This window comes from Hymenobacter citatus (assembly GCF_014333615.1).
In the GTDB taxonomy this organism is placed as follows: Bacteria; Bacteroidota; Bacteroidia; order Cytophagales; family Hymenobacteraceae; genus Hymenobacter; species Hymenobacter citatus.
Genome location: NZ_JACSCY010000013.1, coordinates 90,503 through 106,807 on the forward strand (window position 1 = coordinate 90,503; position 16,305 = coordinate 106,807).

Here is a 16,305-nt window from a genome sequence, read left to right on the forward strand (position 1 = left end):
TCTATTTACTTACACACCATGCGTTACACGTCTTGTTTCAGCCTTCTTTTGTTGATGGGTCTAAGCTTGTCAGCTTGCACGTCGGCACGCAAACCCATTGGCTTTTGGTCGCGCAACCAGTATAACGCAAAACTGGAGCGGCAGGGGCCCTGGCGCATCTACTATGATGAAACCGAGCGGCATCTGGCTGCCAAAGGCCGCTTTCGGCACAACTACGAGCGGGGGCGCTGGCGCTATTATAGTTTTAATGGGCAACGGGAAAAATGGGAGCTATATCACCGCAAGCCCAGTGGCTTAATCTCCATCCGCCATTACGATTTAACGGGTAAGCTCCAACGGCAGGGGCAGGCGCGCTACGTCAACGAGCCCGACGGACCACATTTCTATTGGTTTGGTCCGTGGCACTATTTTAACGTGCAGGGCAAGATGGTAAAAATAGAAACGTACGAAGGCGGTAACCGGATTAGCAGCGACTCAACAGCCGAGAAGTAAGGTGTGGCCCCGCTTTTGCATAATTACTTAACAGTGAATATCGTGCAGGCAATCCAACTCGTCGGTAGGAAGCGTATGTTAGTCGATTTCACGAAGAAACTTTTTAGAATAAAATACACATTAGGAGTACTACGCACTAACCTCACCCGCCCATGTCCGCTACCCTCAGTTCCGCTGATTCTGCGTCCTCATCGTCCCGCTCCCGTCAACGGGGTGTATATACCCGCCGCAAGCGTCGTCGGGCTTTCTCTTTATTGCCACGGTTAGGCAACAAAGCCATATTGGGCGTTTTGGGGGCGCTGGGAGCCGCTTTTGTGGTAAGTTTATTGGTTATTGTAGTGAATTTATTGGGCTAAACCACCAGCAAAGCTATTCATCCAGCAAGCTACCAAACAGGCCACCGCTTTCTTTGGTGGCATTGCTGCCAGCTGGTGCCAGCGCCTGAATCAGTTTCTTCACGGGCATCGATTGCAGCCATACGCGGCCAGTGCCGCGCAGCGTGGCCAGCAACAGCCCTTCGCCTCCAAATATCATGGAGCGCAGGCCACCAGCCCGTGTAATGCTGAAATCGATACCTGGTTCAAAAGCCACCACGCAGCCTGTGTCTACGCGCAGCAGTTCGTTGTTGAGGCGTTTTTCGATGATAGTGCCACCAGCATGCACAAAGGCTTTGCCGTCACCGGTTAGCTTTTGCAGAATAAATCCTTCGCCGCCGAAAAAACCTGCTCCCAGTTTCTGATTGAAATGAATGCTGATCTTGGTGCCCCGCGCCGCTGCCAGAAAGCCATCTTTCTGCACAATCAGTCCCTGCGGCAGGGTACCAAGATCAACGGGGATAATGGTGCCGGGGTAGGGTGCTGAGAAGGCAACTTTGCTTTTGCCATAGCTACCCCGATGGGTGAAGTGCGTCATAAACAGCGACTCGCCCGTGAGCAAGCGCGTGCCCGCCGAAAACAGCTTACCCAGCACGCTCTGGTCGGGGGCCGACCCATCACCCATTTTGGTTTCGAAAGCAATGCTCTCTTCCATATACACCATGGCACCGGCCTCGGCAATAACGGTTTCATTCGGGTCCAGCTCTATTTCCAGAACCTGAATATCGTGGCCAAGAATGCGGTAGTCGACGTCGTGTGAATGCATGGTGGTAGGAAGAAAAGAACGAGCGCAAGTATAGTACATCAGCCGATTAAATCAACCGATCCTGTTGCTGCTATTCGTCGTCCTCGCGGCCGGTTTCGAACTCCTCATCGTCCTCCTCGGTGGCAGGCTTGCCCTTACGAGTAGGCTTCTTGGGCGCGGGCTTGCTGGTGCGCGCCATAAAATCCTCTTCCGATTCTTCCACCTCGGGGCTGCCTTCTTCCACGGGGTAGAGGTCGTCCTCGTCGTTGCCGCCAAACTGGCCGTCGCGGTTCACCAGCTTCTTGTCGCGCACATGGCGGTTCAGGAACTTGTTGATGTCCTCGATGGAATAATTGGAAGTGATTTCGCCCAGCGGGTTCACTTTGATTTCAAACCCTTCCAATTCTTTGTGCACCCGTGCTTTCTTATCGGGATCTGCTTTTTTCTTATTGACAGGTTTCTTAGCCATTGTCGTATTGCTTCGTAAAGAGGTAGGGGCAAGCTACATCAATGCAAAAGGCCGCCCCGTAGCTAGTACGAAGCGGCCCTTGTTCAGGATGCCCTACGATGGCGAGACTAGGCAGTAGCGCGGGTGCTTAGACGCTCTACTGCCGTCAGAATGCGTTGGCTGATGTCCTCATTGCCCAGAATATGCATGGTTTCCATTAGATCGGGGCCAGCAGCGGCGCCCGTTATAGCTACGCGCAAGGCTTGCATCACCTGGCCTAGCTTCACGCCCTCACGCTCTAGCACCTGCGTCAGCAACGCCTTGATTTCGTCGGGAGTAGAAGGCGCGGCGGTGGGTAGCTCTCGGGCAAAAGCGGCCAATGCGTTGGCAGTAGCGGCGTTCCACTTTTTGCTAATTACTTGCTCGTCGTAGCTTTCCGGGGCCTGGAAGAAGTATTGCGCTTCCTGCCAGAAATCTTGCGGGAAGGTCACGCGCTCTTTCATCACGCTGGCAATCTGCTCGGCCTTCTCACGGGTGCAATCCACGCCGTGCTCGTGCAGGGCGTCGAGCAGGTACTGCGCCAGCTCAGCGTTGGGCTTGGCGCGCAGGTACTGCTCGTTGTACCAGCGCACCTTGTGCTGGTCGAAACGGGCCGGCGACTTGCTCACGCGGTCAATGGAAAACGCCTCAATCAGCTCGTCCATCGAAAACAGTTCCTGCTGCGTGCCGGGGTTCCAGCCCAGAAAGGCCAGGAAGTTGATGAACGCATCGGGTAGGTAGCCGCTTTCGCGGTAGCCGCTGCTCACGGTAGGCGCACCGGTTTCGGCATCCGTGCCGTGCCACTCCAAGGGGAATACTGGGAAACCCAGCCGGTCACCGTCGCGCTTGCTGAGCTTGCCGGTGCCGTCGGGCTTGAGTAGCAGCGGCAGGTGGGCAAACTGCGGCATAGTGCTTTCCCAGCCCAGGTAGCGGTACAGCAGCACGTGTAGCGGGGCCGAGGGCAACCATTCTTCCCCCCGAATCACGTGCGTGATTTCCATCAGGTGGTCGTCCACGATGTTGGCCAAGTGGTAGGTAGGCATGCCATCCGATTTCATCAGTACCTTATCATCCACAGCCGAGGAGTGCACCACTACCCAGCCGCGAATCAGGTCGTTGAAGCGGATTTCCTCCTTGCGTGGCACTTTCAATCGAATCACGTAGGGTGTGCCCGCGTCCAGCAACTGCTTCACCTCATCCTCGGGTAGGGTAGTGGAGTTGCGCATCTGGCTACGCGTGATGGCGTTATACTGCGGATTGGGCACCTTGGCGGCCGTCAGGCGGGCGCGCATGGCATCCAGCTCTTCGGGCGTATCAAAAGCGTAGTAGGCGTGACCCGAATCGATGAGCTGCAAGGCGTACTGCATGTACATAGGCTTCCGCTCGCTCTGGCGGTAGGGCGCATGCGGGCCACCTTTCCAGGGGCTTTCGTCCAGCTCGATACCACACCACGCCAGCGAATCCTGAATGTACTGCTCGGCACCGGGCACGAAGCGGTTCTGGTCCGTATCCTCGATGCGGAGCAGCATCTTGCCGCCCAGCTTGCGGGCCAGCAAATAATTATACAGCGCAGTGCGCACGCCGCCGATGTGCAGCGGACCGGTAGGGCTAGGGGCAAAGCGTACCCGTACTTCTCTTTCCATAAGAAACAACAGTTCGTAGTGCCGCCAGACAGCAGCACTACGCAAAGATACGAACGGTGAAATGGTGAGATAGTGAAATAGTGAGTTTGACGTCCTACCTGCGCAAGCGGCGAGGATAAAACGTCAGACTCACTATTTCACCATCTCACCATTTCGCCTTCTAATCCCGGTTACGAGTGCTGAGGTAGAGGATAAGCCCTAGCAGCGTAAGGCCGCCCCGAATAAGCCAGGATACGGTAGGCCCCCATTGCTCAATCCAAGTCAGAAAAACGAGTTTCAGGCCCAGCAATGGGAGCACCAATGAAACCAGCCCAATCAGAAATAAACCCAAACCAAGTTCTTTCATACGAAAAGAGAGAAGGCAGTAAATATGTATGTGGTTTATTAATAGATAATTATACAAATTTATTATGATTCTCAGCGCGTGCTGCTGAATAGATTTTCCTATTGAATAAGTATTTTTTCGCTTACCTGGCTGCCATCAGTCTGGCGGGTTCGAAGCACGTAGATGCCAGGGCGTAGGTTGCGTAAGTCGGGGCCGTTTTCCGAGGCTGGCTGCCGCCATAGTTGCTCGCCTGTTAGGCTATACAGTGTGTGCTCAGAGGCTCGAATCGTTGTGGTCCCAGCGAAAGATTGGCAGCTAATCACTTCGCTGTACCGAACACTGCTATCAGTGTCTACCATTTTCAGCCGTAGATACACCCGCTCCGTTAAGGGTGGCAACCCTAATGAGTAGGTGCGGGCACTGGTGCTGTTGCCGGCGGCCTGCACACGGCCCGCCAAGGAAAACTCTAGGCCTGTAGTGCTTTGTTGTACTTCAAAGTAGCTGCTATTAAGTTCCTGCGCGGTAGTCCAGGTAGCTAGCAGACGGGCACCTACATATTTAGATTCAAATCGGGCCAATGCAACGGGTAATATCGTGCCACCGCCACTACCAGCAGTACGCAACACGCCTACAGACACCTGCTGCTGCTGTAGCTTCTGCTGCCAGAGCGACCATTCGTCTTGCTCCATGGCTGGGGTAATGGGATTGGGTAGGTGCGTTGTTTCACTACAAGTAGCACAGTTACCGGCGCTCAGATCCTGGCGGTCTTTGTAGGGGCTATTATAGCCCCATTTTACGTACCCGATAGTATTGTTGCTGATGGTGTTGTTGTTAAACGTAGCGGCGTCTTTTTTATAGTAATTGAAGACGGCCGTGGCAGCATACGTTGCCTTCAGTTTCGTGCCGTCCGGTAGCAAGCCGTCCGTCACCATGCGGTTGTTGTAGAAGTGAATGTGATGGCCAGCGGCAATATTCATGGCCGCGTTGCAGGTGCTCACAAACTGATTCTGATAAGCTTCAATGTAAGCAGCCGTGGTGGTAGGAGTGCTGCCGTCGCCATCAGTTGTAAGGCCAGTGCCATGGAAAGACGGTTCAGTAGCAGGGTAGGGGTAGGCCCCTTGCACGTAGTTGTCGTGCACTTTAACAGGACTTTGTGCCGTGCCCGACGAGTTGTAGAAGTTGATATTGTCTTCCACAGCACTCTCATTGGGTTCGTTGCGGAACTCGTTGTAGCTGATTTCAATGCCTGCCAGCTGTTGCACCGTGTTGAGCTGCACAAAGCTGCGGGTTTCTTTGCCGCCATTGCGGTAGCGGCCGTCGCAGTTCAGGCCTTGGTTGTAACGTACCGTCAGGGTCTGTTGAGCTGAACCATTACCGCTCCAACGGTTCACAACCATACCGGCTGTGTGCTCCATGTAATTGTGCTCAATAATTAGCTGTTTAGCTTGGTATGCATCCAGAAACCGTCCACGCGTACGATTGTCAACGGTAGGCGTCAGGCCGTAGCCGCGGCAGTTGCGCACCGTCAAATCTACGCCGCCCCCAGTTTTGATTAGGTCACCGGCACCTACCAGCGTGCAATCTATGAGGGTTACAGGCTCGGAGGTAGATACAATCACGCACGGCACCTTAGAGTCCAGACTGCGGTAGTTGCCTGTGTACGTGCCGCCGCGTGTTATCACAATAGGCTCTGTGTACGTAACCGCCGGTACAGTTTGCGCATAAGCGCTAAGAAAAGATAGTAGGCAAAGCAGAAGGCAATAAAGAAGTCTCATACAGTGCTATTAAATGGTCTTGAAGCAAGAAGAGCTGTTTAAAATCTGCTAGGTCTTATAGTCTTGATTTTGTATTGTATTAATAAATTTGGCTTTTATAATTATGTATCTATGCTAGTCTTAAAAGCAAATAAAACTATCTACAAACCAGTAATTTGTACTTTTTATTTCAATATTGATGCCATAATTGTACTTTATAAATACCATAGCAATTGATGTAAGATTTGTACAAAATTTTAATAGCATGTTGTTGATAAAAGAAAAAATTTTGGTATTAAAACAAGAACGCCCCTGGTCTTGTAAGACCAGGGGCGTTCTTGTGTATCTCAGTAGGGATTTAGCGGCTACCGAGGTAAAAGCTGAGTTCTTTTGTTAGTGAAATGGCTACCCTTACTGAACAGCAATACAGGATATCTCTACCTGCACATCCTTCGGTAAACGTGCTACCTCCACCGTTTCGCGGGCAGGAGCATAGCCTTCCTCAAAGTAGCTGCCATATACCTCATTGATGCGGCCGAAATTATGCAGGTCTTTCACAAAAATGCTGCACTTCACTACGTTGGCCAGCGTGAGACCAGCAGCACCTAACACGGCTTGCAGATTGCGCATTACCTGGTGCGTTTCGGCGACTACATCGCCGTCGCCTATCATTTGGCCTGTTGCATCCAGCGGAATTTGCCCCGAAACGTACACAGTGTTGCCAGCCTGCACGGCTTGACTATATGGCCCGATAGGCGCAGGAGCATCGGGCGAAAAAATGACGGAATGAGCCATAGCAAAATGAGATTTTAAGGAACACGGGTTTCAATGGGTTAAATGTAAAGCAGAAAAGCCGCTCCGGTATCCGGAGCGGCTTTTTAAGGGTAGAGGAAATTATTCCACTGTCACAGACTTAGCTAGGTTGCGGGGCTGATCTACGTTGCAGCCGCGCATCACGGCAATGTAGTATGAGAGTAGTTGCAACGGCACTACCGATACCAATGGCATCAGCACGTCGGACGTTGCAGGTACTTCAATGACAAACTCCGCCATTTTAGGAATTACCTCGTCACCTTCGGTTACCACGGCAATAATGCGACCTTTGCGCGCCTTCACCTCCTGGATGTTGGAAACCACCTTCTCGTATGACTGATCTTTGGTAGCAATAACGACCACCGGCATGTTCTCGTCGATCAGAGCAATAGGGCCGTGCTTCATCTCCGCCGCAGGGTAGCCCTCAGCATGAATGTAGCTAATTTCCTTAAGCTTAAGGGCGCCTTCTAGCGCTACCGGGAAGTTGTAGCCCCGACCCAGGTAGAGGAAGTTGCTGGCATCTTTGAAGATTTCAGAAATCTGCTTGATCTCCGTATCTAGCTGAAGCGCCTTTTCTACCTTAGATGGAATCATATCCAGCTCCACCATTAGCTCACGCAGCTTGGTGTCGGTGAGGGTGCCGCGCTTGCTCCCCACAATCATGGCCAGCAGCGTGAGCACCGTTACCTGAGCGGTGAAGGCTTTGGTAGAAGCTACCCCAATTTCGGGTCCAGCGTGGGTATAAGCACCAGCATCTGTAGCGCGGGCAATACTGCTGCCTACCACGTTGCAGATACCGAAAATGGTAGCGCCTTTCGATTTAGCTAGTTCAATGGCTGCCAGCGTGTCGGCTGTCTCACCCGATTGCGAAATAGCAATTACAATATCGCGTTCGGAAAGTACTGGGTTGCGGTAGCGGAACTCAGAGGCGTACTCTACTTCTACAGGAATGCGTGCCAAGTCTTCCAGCAGATACTCGGCTACCAAACCTGCGTGCCAGGAGGTGCCACAAGCCACGATAATAATGCGCTGTGCATGAATAAACTTCTGCTCATAGGCCCGCGCACCCGCCATGTTTAGGTGGCCGGATTTCAACTCCAGGCGCCCGCGCATAGAGTCTAGGATAGAACGAGGCTGCTCGAAAATTTCCTTCAGCATGAAGTGCTCGTAACCGCCTTTTTCGATGCTATCCAGTGCCAATTCCAGCTTCTGAATATAAGGCGTTTGCTGCACGGCTTCTTTAGATTGAATATCCAGCCTGCCGTCTCGAATAACCACAATTTCGTAGTCATTCACATATACTACTTCGTTGGTATATTCAATGATGGGAGTGGCATCCGAAGCCAGGAAAAACTCGTTCTGACCCACACCAATAACCAGTGGTGAGCCTTTACGAGCAGCAATCAGTTGGTTAGGAGCATCTTTGCTTAGCACTACAATGGCGTAGGCACCTACTACCTCATGCAGGGCTAGGCGCACTGCTTCTTCCAGCGAGCAGCTATTTTTGCTCTGGATTTCTTCAATTAGATTAACGAAAACCTCTGTATCCGTATCGGAGTGAAATACGTGGCCCTGCTGCTGCAAGTGCGTTTTTAGCGACGCGTAGTTTTCAATGATGCCATTGTGGATGATGGCAATGCGTTCGGAGGTAGAGTAGTGTGGGTGGGCGTTTACATCGTTGGGCTCACCGTGGGTAGCCCAGCGGGTATGGCCCATACCTATCTGGGCGTGTAAATCTTTACCCGCAATAAATTTTTCAAGGTCATTTACCTTGCCCTTCTTCTTGTACACGCTCAGCGTGCCATTTAGCAGAGCCACACCTGCCGAATCATACCCCCGGTATTCAAGCCGGTGCAATCCTTTTAGAATAATAGGACAAGCCTCACGGTGCCCAATGTATGCAACAATTCCGCACATAGCGTTCAGAAAAAAGCCGATAGATGGAAAGGGTAGCCGGCCGGCAAAGTGCGTGCCGAAAACCGGTAGCGGGTGTGGAGTTTGCCTACTGCCGATTAGAGAAGTACACGCGTAGCTTGATATTATTAGCGTCCAGCACTGCCCGATTCAGCGATACGTTGACGGTGGGCTGATAGGCTTTCGGTAAGGCTAGGGTAGGTGAAAACAAAAAGGCAGAAGGCAGTTCGCCACCTAGCTGATTCAGCAGGTAGGCCTGCGTGTAGCTGGTCATCAGGATGCTATAATACAACGTAGAGGCATCTACGCTGTATAACGTACCTTCAGCCTGTGAGCCCGCTGCCGGAGAAGAATTGGAGGCTCCCTGGTACGATTGGCTTTGCTGATTGGCCTGATCTGCCTGTACTAAACGATTAATGGGATTCGATAGAATCGTGCGCTGTAGTATCCGGTTGTTTTCGTTGTTAGCCTCGTAGAGATACGTCTTGGTAACAGCTGCGTCCCTCGTTGGATTATTCAACGACTGATAACCAGGGTAGGGAAATACACTGTTACTAAATGGCTTAACAGGTACCAATAGCTCGGCGCGGTTGATTGATATACCGGATTGCTTACGTAGTTCCTCTAAACCAGGAATAACCAGCTTCGTAGCTAATCCAACACCATCCTGAATATAAGTTACTTCATTAGTGACGGCAGCAGGTACCGATTGCTTTTTGTCTGCTACTGCTGCTAAAGGGCCAGCTGCACTGAAATCGGGTGTGATTTGCGTGAAGTAACGGGCATCATTGTTCACATTGCTGGCCATCCGGTACACACGCCGGATGGAAGGGCGAGCTGGGTCGTGGTAATAGAATGCCAGTATCGTATACGAAGGATTGATACTGGCAACAGCACCTACATAATCATCTGCTGGTGCTACGGCTAAGCCGGCGACGTACGCGTCGAGTTGGGCCTGCGTGAAATCCGTTTTTTGCAGCAAAGCAAACAAGCCCGTACTAAAGGAAGCAGACTTAGCAATCCGGAAGTTCAGCGCCTGGGGAACGGTTGCTACTGTCGTAACGGTATCGGTGGTGCTGGATGGGGAGGATGGCTGGCGTTCCCGCCGCTCCGGACTATATGGAATAGTCACGTTGCTCAGTAATGGCGTGCCCACACTTGCACTAGTGCTGGAGTTATAGGCTACGCGCTCATCCAACTTCTGCTGTAAACCAAACACATTGAACCGGCCTGGCTGAGCAGTGGTGCCGTAGGCGCGGGTATACGCCATGATAAGCGTAACCGAGTCGAGCTGTGCTCCCGCAAACGTAGCGGGCAGCGGATCGGTAGTGACTTGCAAATTGGTATACACTCGCGCCGCCGTCACGATGCCGGTATTATTGTCGCGCACCCTACCCAATAGCATTTGGCTTGCATTGAGGGTAGGCAGGGAGTCCCGGCGTACGGTATACGCCATCACGGGCAAGTCGCGGTACTCGGTAGTAGTGCTAGCGCTGCCGGGCAGCTCCACGCTGATGTTGTTGGGATCTTCGCAGCCAGTTGCCATCAACAGAGCCGGTGCGGAAAGCAGGCACGCCGACCAGCGGCGCAGGGCCTTAGTTGGCCAGTTCATTATATAGATCGTAGTAAGAAGTCAGCAAATCCTGGTCGGCACCCATCTGCCCGATGCGGCATTTCTGCGAGTATTCGGTGAACAGCGCATTCAGATTGTCGCTGAAATCCTCGTCCGATTTCACCACCGAATCGGCGTACTCCATTCCTACCTTGATAAAGCCGCCAAAGTCAGCCGATTTTAGCGCGGCCAGCATCTCGTCATCAATGTCCAGCATTTTAGCTTTCTCAATGATGTCTTGTCCAAACTTGTGCTTGAACTCATTGTTGTAGATGGTAAACACCGATTTGGCATCCTTGAAAATCGGATCCTTCTTATAGGTCGTTTTCAGGTACATCGGAATAAGGCCCGTCATCCAGTCGTTGCAATGCACGATATCCGGCGCCCAACCCAATTTCTTTACCGTTTCCAGCACGCCTTTGCAGAAGAAGATAGCCCGCTCGTCATTATCGGCGTGAAACTTATCGTTCTTGTCGACCAATACCGATTTGCGGTGAAAATAATCCTCGTTATCGATGAAATATACCTGCAACTTCGCGTTCGGAATCGACGCTACTTTAATTACCAGCGGCTTTTCCTCTTCTCCCACGGCGATGTTGATGCCGGACAACCGAACCACCTCATGCAAGCGGTTTTTACGCTCATTGATAATGCCGAAACGGGGTACAAAAATGCGGATTTCCATCCCCATCTCTTGCATTCCCTGCGGCAACATGCGCAGAAACTCCGCTACCTTGGTCGTTTGCAGAAACGGATTGATTTCCGTGGCAGCATAGAGTATTCTCAACTTAGACATAGTGGTTATGTTGGTGATTGGGAAAGGGCAACACTTTGGGATGCACAAAATTAAACATTTTTAAGCAAAATTTCAACTAATCCGGCCTGGGCATCGTAAATAGCGGGCTTTTTGTTTCATGAACATACTTTACACGGCGGCCTCCCTACTCACCCATGTGGAGCAGTGGCGGCAGGCGGGCAAGCGCATTGGGCTGGTGCCTACCATGGGCGCCCTGCACGAAGGCCACCTGCAATTGGTGCGCGCCGCAGCGGCGGCCAACGATGTGGTAGTGGTGAGCATCTTCGTCAACCCTACCCAGTTCAACAACCCCGACGACTTCCGGCTCTACCCCCGTCTGCCCGAGGCCGACGCTGCCCTGCTGGGCCCGGCAGGCTGCACGGCACTGTTCCTACCCTCCGTGGAGGAGATGTACCCAACGCCCACCGTGTTGCGGTTTGATTTTGGGTCGCTAGAGCGAGTGATGGAAGGCGCCCACCGGCCAGGCCACTTCAATGGGGTAGCCACGGTGGTAAGCAAGCTGTTTCACTTGTGCCAACCGCACCGCGCTTACTTCGGGCAGAAGGACTTACAACAGGTTGCCATCATCCGGCAGCTGGTAGCTGACTTGTCGTTTGCGCTGGAATTGGTGGTGTTCCCTACCGTACGAGAAGAAGACGGACTGGCGATGTCGTCGCGCAACCGGCGGCTCACGCCGGACGAGCGGGCCGTAGCGCCGCGCCTGTACGAGGCACTACGTCAGGCTGCCGATCTGGTGCAGGCCGGTGCCGCGCCTGCTGCCGTGCAGGCCGCAGTAGCTGAGTATCTGGCTGCTACCCCTGCTATTTCACTGGAGTATATAGAGGTGGCCGACGCGCAAACGCTACAACCCTTGCCGGGGTCCTGGCAACAGCAGGACGCTGTGGCGCTGTGCTTAGCGGCGCACCTCGGTAGCGTGCGCCTGATTGATAATATAGTGGTGAAGTTGTGAGTTTGTGAAGTTGTGAATGTGACAGCGTCTGTCATCCTGAGCGCAGCGAAGGACCTTCTCACGATAGAGCGACGAGCGTCACAACGACTCGTTCTGCAAGCATAAGGTCCTTACGCTGCGCTCAGGATGACAGATGCTGTCACATTCACAACTTCACAAACGCACATCTTCACCCTTGCACCATCTCACTGCTTTCCCCTCTGTATCTTTGCGGGATATATTCCACCCGCTTTTTCACTCATGCATATCGAGGTTCTGAAGTCGAAAATTCACCGCGCCAAAGTCACGCAGGCGGAGCTACATTATGTAGGTAGCATCACCATTGACGAGGACTTGCTGGACGCGGCCAACATGGTAGAAAATGAGAAGGTGACCATCGTGAACGTGAACAACGGGGAGCGTTTTGAAACCTATACCATTCGTGGGGAGCGGGGCTCGGGCATGATCTGCCTAAATGGCCCGGCCGCCCGCCGCGTGGCCGTGGGCGACATCGTGATTATCTTCTCTTACGCCCTCATTGATTTCGCAGAAGCCCGCGCCCACAAGCCTACCCTCGTTTTCCCCGATCAGCATAACCGGCTGAGCTGAGTGGTTGCCAGCCAAGCCGCCGTGCCGGTGCTGTATGATTGTCATCCTGAGCGCAGCGAAGGACCTTATGAGGCCAGAACGACAAGTGTAACAACGACTCGCTCTACTTCAACAAGGTCCCTCGTAAACGCAGGATGACATTCTTTTTTTCTGATTATTAGTAACTCGCAACTTCTAAAAGGACCCGACTTGATGAAGAAATTACTCAATGTTCTCAAATACGCGCTGCTGCTGGCTTTTTCGGTGGCCATGATGTGGTACGCCGTGCGTGGATTGAACTTGAGTAGGGTAGGCGAATCTATTCTGCAAGCCAATTACTGGTGGCTGGGCCTGACGCTGCTCTTATCGGCGCTGGGCTATTTTAGTCGGGCCTACCGCTGGAAAATGCAGATTGATGCCACCGGCTACCACCCATCCTATTGGGAAGTATACCACGCCATGATGGTTGGCTATCTGGCCAACCTGGTGCTGCCCCGCCTGGGCGAAGTGCTGCGCTGCTCGGTGCTGCGCCGCACCAGTGGGGTGCCGGTGCAGGTAGGGGTAGGCACTATGATTACGGAACGTATCATTGATGTGATAGTGCTAGGGCTGATTCTGGGCGCCACGTTGCTCTTGGCGTTCAACAAGTTCTGGAGCTTTGCCACAGGACTCGTAACCGACAAGTACGATACGCTAGGGCAGAGCAAGCAAACGCTTATTGCGCTGGCTGTTATTGGCTTAGGCCTCGGCGTTGTATCTGTGTACCTGCTGTGGCGAAACCTGGAGCGGTTGCGGCAGCACCGGGTGTTTGGCAAAGTGCTCAGCTTTGTGAAAGGAATGCTAGCGGGTGTTTTCAGCATCCGCCGGATGCCCCATAAAGGCACCTTTCTGCTGCATACCATCTTCACCTGGGTGGTGTATTTTTTGATGGGTTACCTGGCGTTTTTTGCCTTTCCGGCCACTCAGCACCTGGGGCTAGTAGCGGCGTTGGCAGTGCTCACCTTTGGTACGTTTGGGATGGCGGCTCCGGTACAGGGCGGCTTTGGTGTATACCACGTGCTGGTGCAGAGCACATTGCTGGTGTACGGTATTTCAAAGGAAGATGGCATCGTATACGCCTTGGTAGTGCACGGCTCGCAAACGCTATTAGTAGTGCTGATGGGCGGCATCAGCTTTGCCCTGAGTATGGTACAATCAAGCCGGGCGGGCCGCCAAGTATCCGCGAAACCGCTGGCCGCAAGATCCCCCGCGCATGTTGTGGAGTAAAGACAAGATTTTGAGTCTGGAGGCAGCCGTAGCCCAACGCGCCGTGTGGCGTACCAGCAACCGCCGCGTAGTGTTCACCAATGGCTGCTTCGATTTGCTGCACCTGGGCCACGTCGACTACTTGGAAAAGGCCCGGCACTTGGGCGATGTGTTGATGGTGGGTCTCAACACCGACCGCTCGGTGGGCAATCTGAAGCCCGGCCGGCCGCTGCAAGACGAAATGGCACGCGCCCGTATCCTGGCTTCCCTTTTGTTTGTGGATGCTGTGGTGCTATTCGACGAGCCTACCCCGCTGACCCTGATTGAGCAGCTACAACCCGACATTCTGGTGAAAGGCGACGACTATGCAATCAGTGGAATTGTGGGCCACGAAACGGTGTTACAAAACGGTGGCGAGGTGCGCACCGTACCGTTGGTAGACGGCTACAGCACTACCCGCATTGTCGAGCGTATCCGCCAACAGTTTCAACCCTAACGACTCTCCTGTACGATGTACCACATAACGCCCATGTATTTCCTGATTATTCTGGCCATGATTGTGAGTGGTCTGATTCAGTGGCGCTTGCGCAGCAAATTTGCCAAATATGCGCAGGTAGGCCTGCAATCTAATTTATCGGGGCGGCAAATTGCCGAGCTGATGCTGCAAGACCATGGCATTACTGATGTTCGCGTTATCTCTACCCCCGGCAAACTCTCCGACCACTACAACCCCACCGACAAGACGGTGAACCTAAGCGAAGCCGTGTATGAGGAGCGTAGCGCCGCCGCTGCTGCCGTAGCAGCCCATGAGTGCGGCCACGCCGTGCAGCACGCCACCGCATACGCCGCGTTGCAATTTCGGTCGGCCATGGTGCCGGTGCTCAGCTCCGTTTCCAAGTACATGACTTGGATTCTGCTAGCGGGCATTTTCATGCTCCAAACCACAGCCATACCACTCTGGATTGGTATTGCGCTGTTCTCGCTCACTACCCTGTTTAGCTTTGTAACCCTACCCGTAGAGTTCGACGCCTCACGCCGTGCCTTGGCGTGGATAGACCGCCGGGGCATTGTGACGCAGCAAGAACACGCTATGGCAAAAGACGCTCTCTGGTGGGCCGCCATGACATACGTAGTAGCTGCACTGGCTTCGCTAGCTACGCTGCTCTATTATGTGAGTATTGCCATGGGTGGCCGCGACCGGCGTTAAGGTAGTACGCAACTCCGCACTATACTATAAGATAAGGGAACCCTCCGCCATAGGCGGAGGGTTTTTTAGTACCCATCGATCTGCTATAAAGAAGCACAAATAGGAGAAAAATTAGGTCATTGACCGTATCGCTAACGTTTGCGGAGTAAATTTGACTTCTGAATTCCACCCCACCCACATTACTAGAGTATGAATTTTCAACTGACTGAAGAACAATTAGCCGTACAAGCTGCCGCCCGCGATTTTGCCCAGAGCGAGTTATGGTCGGGCGTGATTGAGCGTGATGAGCACCAGAAGTTTCCCACGGAGCAGGTTCGCAAGATGGGCGAATTGGGCTTTATGGGCATGATGGTAAGCCCCGAGTACGGTGGCAGTGGCCTCGATACAGTGTCGTATGTGCTGGCTATGGAGGAAATCTCGAAAGTTGATGCTTCCTGCTCCGTCATTATGTCAGTGAACAACTCACTGGTATGCTGGGGCTTGGAGAAGTATGGCACCGAGGAGCAGAAACAGAAATACCTCACCAAGCTGGCCTCCGGCGAGCAGATAGGCGCCTTCTGCCTATCCGAGCCCGAAGCTGGTTCCGACGCTACTATGCAGCGCACCACGGCCGAGGATAAAGGAGACCACTACCTATTAAATGGTACCAAAAACTGGATTACTAATGGGTCGTCGGCCTCTGTATACTTGGTTATTGCCCAAACCAATCCAGAGTTGAAGCACCGAGGCATCAATGCTTTTATTGTAGAGAAAGATACGCCGGGTTTTGTAATTGGCTTGAAGGAGAACAAGCTAGGTATTCGTGGTTCCGATACGCACTCCCTGATGTTCACGGACGTGCGCGTACCTAAGGAGAACCGGATTGGCGAGGATGGCTTCGGGTTCAAGTTTGCTATGCAAGTGCTGGCAGGCGGACGCATTGGTATTGCCGCACAGGCACTCGGCATTGCATCTGGCGCACTAGAACTGTCGCTGAAGTACGCGCAGGAGCGAAAAGCATTTGGCGTTGAAATCTCCAAGCACCAAGCCATTCAATTCAAGCTGGCGGATATGGCTACCAACATAGATGCGGCTCGTCTGCTCTGCTTGCAAGCTGCTAGTGATAAGGATAATGGGCTAGATTACGCCAAATCGGGCGCTATGGCCAAGCTCTTTGCCTCCAAAACGGCCATGGATACGGCAGTAGAAGCAGTGCAAATTCATGGAGGATATGGCTTTGTGAAGGAATATCACGTAGAACGCATGATGCGAGACGCGAAAATCACGCAGATTTACGAGGGTACTTCCGAGATACAGAAAATTGTAATCTCACGCGAACTATTAAAATAATAATATATATTGTCTAATTTCGGGATTTATTG

The 16,305-nt window shown here is 52.8% G+C and carries 16 protein-coding genes; 7 read left to right on the forward strand and 9 right to left on the reverse strand.

What is annotated here, in order from left to right; all coding sequences use genetic code 11:
• Positions 1–54 precede the first annotated feature (54 nt).
• The gene (locus H8B15_RS15450) at positions 55–492 is read left to right on the forward strand and encodes a toxin-antitoxin system YwqK family antitoxin (RefSeq protein ID WP_187320573.1); all 438 of its coding nucleotides are present in this window, start codon (positions 55–57) and stop codon (positions 490–492) included.
• Between the two features lie 369 nt (positions 493–861).
• Here H8B15_RS15450 and H8B15_RS15455 read toward each other — a convergent pair whose 3' ends face one another.
• The 9 genes from H8B15_RS15455 to H8B15_RS15495 form a co-directional block, all read right to left on the reverse strand.
• On the reverse strand, positions 862–1,632 hold the full coding sequence (locus H8B15_RS15455; protein ID WP_187320574.1) for a TIGR00266 family protein: 771 nt from the start codon (positions 1,630–1,632) through the stop codon (positions 862–864).
• A 70-nt stretch (positions 1,633–1,702) separates the two neighbouring features.
• Complete coding sequence (locus H8B15_RS15460) at positions 1,703–2,080, reverse strand: hypothetical protein (protein ID WP_187320575.1); 378 nt, start codon at positions 2,078–2,080, stop codon at positions 1,703–1,705.
• 107 nt (positions 2,081–2,187) lie between these two features.
• Positions 2,188–3,741, reverse strand: coding sequence for a glutamate--tRNA ligase (gene gltX, locus H8B15_RS15465; RefSeq protein ID WP_187320576.1), 1,554 nt, complete (start codon positions 3,739–3,741; stop codon positions 2,188–2,190).
• Between the two features lie 160 nt (positions 3,742–3,901).
• Positions 3,902–4,087 (reverse strand): hypothetical protein, encoded by a 186-nt coding sequence (locus H8B15_RS15470; RefSeq protein ID WP_187320577.1) that lies wholly within the window; start codon positions 4,085–4,087, stop codon positions 3,902–3,904.
• 98 nt (positions 4,088–4,185) lie between these two features.
• Positions 4,186–5,685: a T9SS type A sorting domain-containing protein gene (locus tag H8B15_RS15475; RefSeq protein ID WP_187320578.1), complete on the reverse strand. Its 1,500-nt coding sequence runs from the start codon at positions 5,683–5,685 to the stop codon at positions 4,186–4,188.
• Positions 5,686–6,231: 546 nt separating this feature from the next.
• Positions 6,232–6,615 carry a RidA family protein gene (locus tag H8B15_RS15480; RefSeq protein WP_187320579.1) on the reverse strand — a complete coding sequence of 128 codons (384 nt, stop codon included), beginning with the start codon at positions 6,613–6,615 and terminating at the stop codon, positions 6,232–6,234.
• Positions 6,616–6,714: 99 nt separating this feature from the next.
• Positions 6,715–8,550, reverse strand: a complete 1,836-nt coding sequence (gene glmS, locus H8B15_RS15485) for a glutamine--fructose-6-phosphate transaminase (isomerizing) (protein ID WP_187320580.1) — start codon at positions 8,548–8,550, stop codon at positions 6,715–6,717.
• An 85-nt stretch (positions 8,551–8,635) separates the two neighbouring features.
• Positions 8,636–10,159, reverse strand: coding sequence for a DUF4270 family protein (locus H8B15_RS15490; protein WP_187320581.1), 1,524 nt, complete (start codon positions 10,157–10,159; stop codon positions 8,636–8,638).
• Positions 10,143–10,955, reverse strand: a complete 813-nt coding sequence (locus H8B15_RS15495; RefSeq protein ID WP_185281882.1) for a glycogen/starch synthase — start codon at positions 10,953–10,955, stop codon at positions 10,143–10,145. Before H8B15_RS15495 ends, H8B15_RS15490 begins: the two co-directional genes overlap by 17 nt.
• Positions 10,956–11,073: 118 nt before the next feature.
• Between H8B15_RS15495 and panC the strand changes: the two genes are divergently transcribed.
• The 6 genes from panC (at position 11,074) to H8B15_RS15525 (ending at position 16,273) form a co-directional block, all read left to right on the forward strand.
• On the forward strand, positions 11,074–11,925 hold the full coding sequence (gene panC / locus H8B15_RS15500) for a pantoate--beta-alanine ligase (RefSeq protein ID WP_187320582.1): 852 nt from the start codon (positions 11,074–11,076) through the stop codon (positions 11,923–11,925).
• A gap of 240 nt (positions 11,926–12,165) precedes the next feature.
• A complete protein-coding gene (panD, locus tag H8B15_RS15505; protein ID WP_185281884.1) occupies positions 12,166–12,513 on the forward strand; it encodes an aspartate 1-decarboxylase in 348 nt (115 codons plus the stop codon).
• A 192-nt stretch (positions 12,514–12,705) separates the two neighbouring features.
• The gene (locus tag H8B15_RS15510) at positions 12,706–13,758 is read left to right on the forward strand and encodes a lysylphosphatidylglycerol synthase transmembrane domain-containing protein (protein WP_187320583.1); all 1,053 of its coding nucleotides are present in this window, start codon (positions 12,706–12,708) and stop codon (positions 13,756–13,758) included.
• Complete coding sequence (rfaE2, locus tag H8B15_RS15515) at positions 13,745–14,233, forward strand: D-glycero-beta-D-manno-heptose 1-phosphate adenylyltransferase (RefSeq protein WP_187320584.1); 489 nt, start codon at positions 13,745–13,747, stop codon at positions 14,231–14,233. Before H8B15_RS15510 ends, rfaE2 begins: the two co-directional genes overlap by 14 nt.
• Before the next feature lie 15 nt (positions 14,234–14,248).
• Positions 14,249–14,944 (forward strand): zinc metallopeptidase, encoded by a 696-nt coding sequence (locus H8B15_RS15520; protein ID WP_246455523.1) that lies wholly within the window; start codon positions 14,249–14,251, stop codon positions 14,942–14,944.
• A 189-nt stretch (positions 14,945–15,133) separates the two neighbouring features.
• Positions 15,134–16,273, forward strand: coding sequence for an acyl-CoA dehydrogenase (locus H8B15_RS15525; RefSeq protein ID WP_187320585.1), 1,140 nt, complete (start codon positions 15,134–15,136; stop codon positions 16,271–16,273).
• Positions 16,274–16,305: the final 32 nt, after the last annotated feature.

Coding starts and splice junctions, on each gene's coding strand:
- glmS (WP_187320580.1), bottom strand. CDS start 8,550: ATGTGCGGAATTGTTGCATACATTGGGCACCGTGAGGCTTGTCCTATT.
- H8B15_RS15490 (WP_187320581.1), bottom strand. CDS start 10,159: ATGAACTGGCCAACTAAGGCCCTGCGCCGCTGGTCGGCGTGCCTGCTT.
- H8B15_RS15455 (WP_187320574.1), bottom strand. CDS start 1,632: ATGCATTCACACGACGTCGACTACCGCATTCTTGGCCACGATATTCAG.
- H8B15_RS15480 (WP_187320579.1), bottom strand. CDS start 6,615: ATGGCTCATTCCGTCATTTTTTCGCCCGATGCTCCTGCGCCTATCGGG.
- H8B15_RS15510 (WP_187320583.1), top strand. CDS start 12,706: ATGAAGAAATTACTCAATGTTCTCAAATACGCGCTGCTGCTGGCTTTT.
- H8B15_RS15460 (WP_187320575.1), bottom strand. CDS start 2,080: ATGGCTAAGAAACCTGTCAATAAGAAAAAAGCAGATCCCGATAAGAAA.
- gltX (WP_187320576.1), bottom strand. CDS start 3,741: ATGGAAAGAGAAGTACGGGTACGCTTTGCCCCTAGCCCTACCGGTCCG.
- H8B15_RS15450 (WP_187320573.1), top strand. CDS start 55: ATGGGTCTAAGCTTGTCAGCTTGCACGTCGGCACGCAAACCCATTGGC.
- H8B15_RS15470 (WP_187320577.1), bottom strand. CDS start 4,087: ATGAAAGAACTTGGTTTGGGTTTATTTCTGATTGGGCTGGTTTCATTG.
- H8B15_RS15495 (WP_185281882.1), bottom strand. CDS start 10,955: ATGTCTAAGTTGAGAATACTCTATGCTGCCACGGAAATCAATCCGTTT.
- rfaE2 (WP_187320584.1), top strand. CDS start 13,745: ATGTTGTGGAGTAAAGACAAGATTTTGAGTCTGGAGGCAGCCGTAGCC.
- panC (WP_187320582.1), top strand. CDS start 11,074: ATGAACATACTTTACACGGCGGCCTCCCTACTCACCCATGTGGAGCAG.
- panD (WP_185281884.1), top strand. CDS start 12,166: ATGCATATCGAGGTTCTGAAGTCGAAAATTCACCGCGCCAAAGTCACG.
- H8B15_RS15525 (WP_187320585.1), top strand. CDS start 15,134: ATGAATTTTCAACTGACTGAAGAACAATTAGCCGTACAAGCTGCCGCC.
- H8B15_RS15520 (WP_246455523.1), top strand. CDS start 14,249: ATGTACCACATAACGCCCATGTATTTCCTGATTATTCTGGCCATGATT.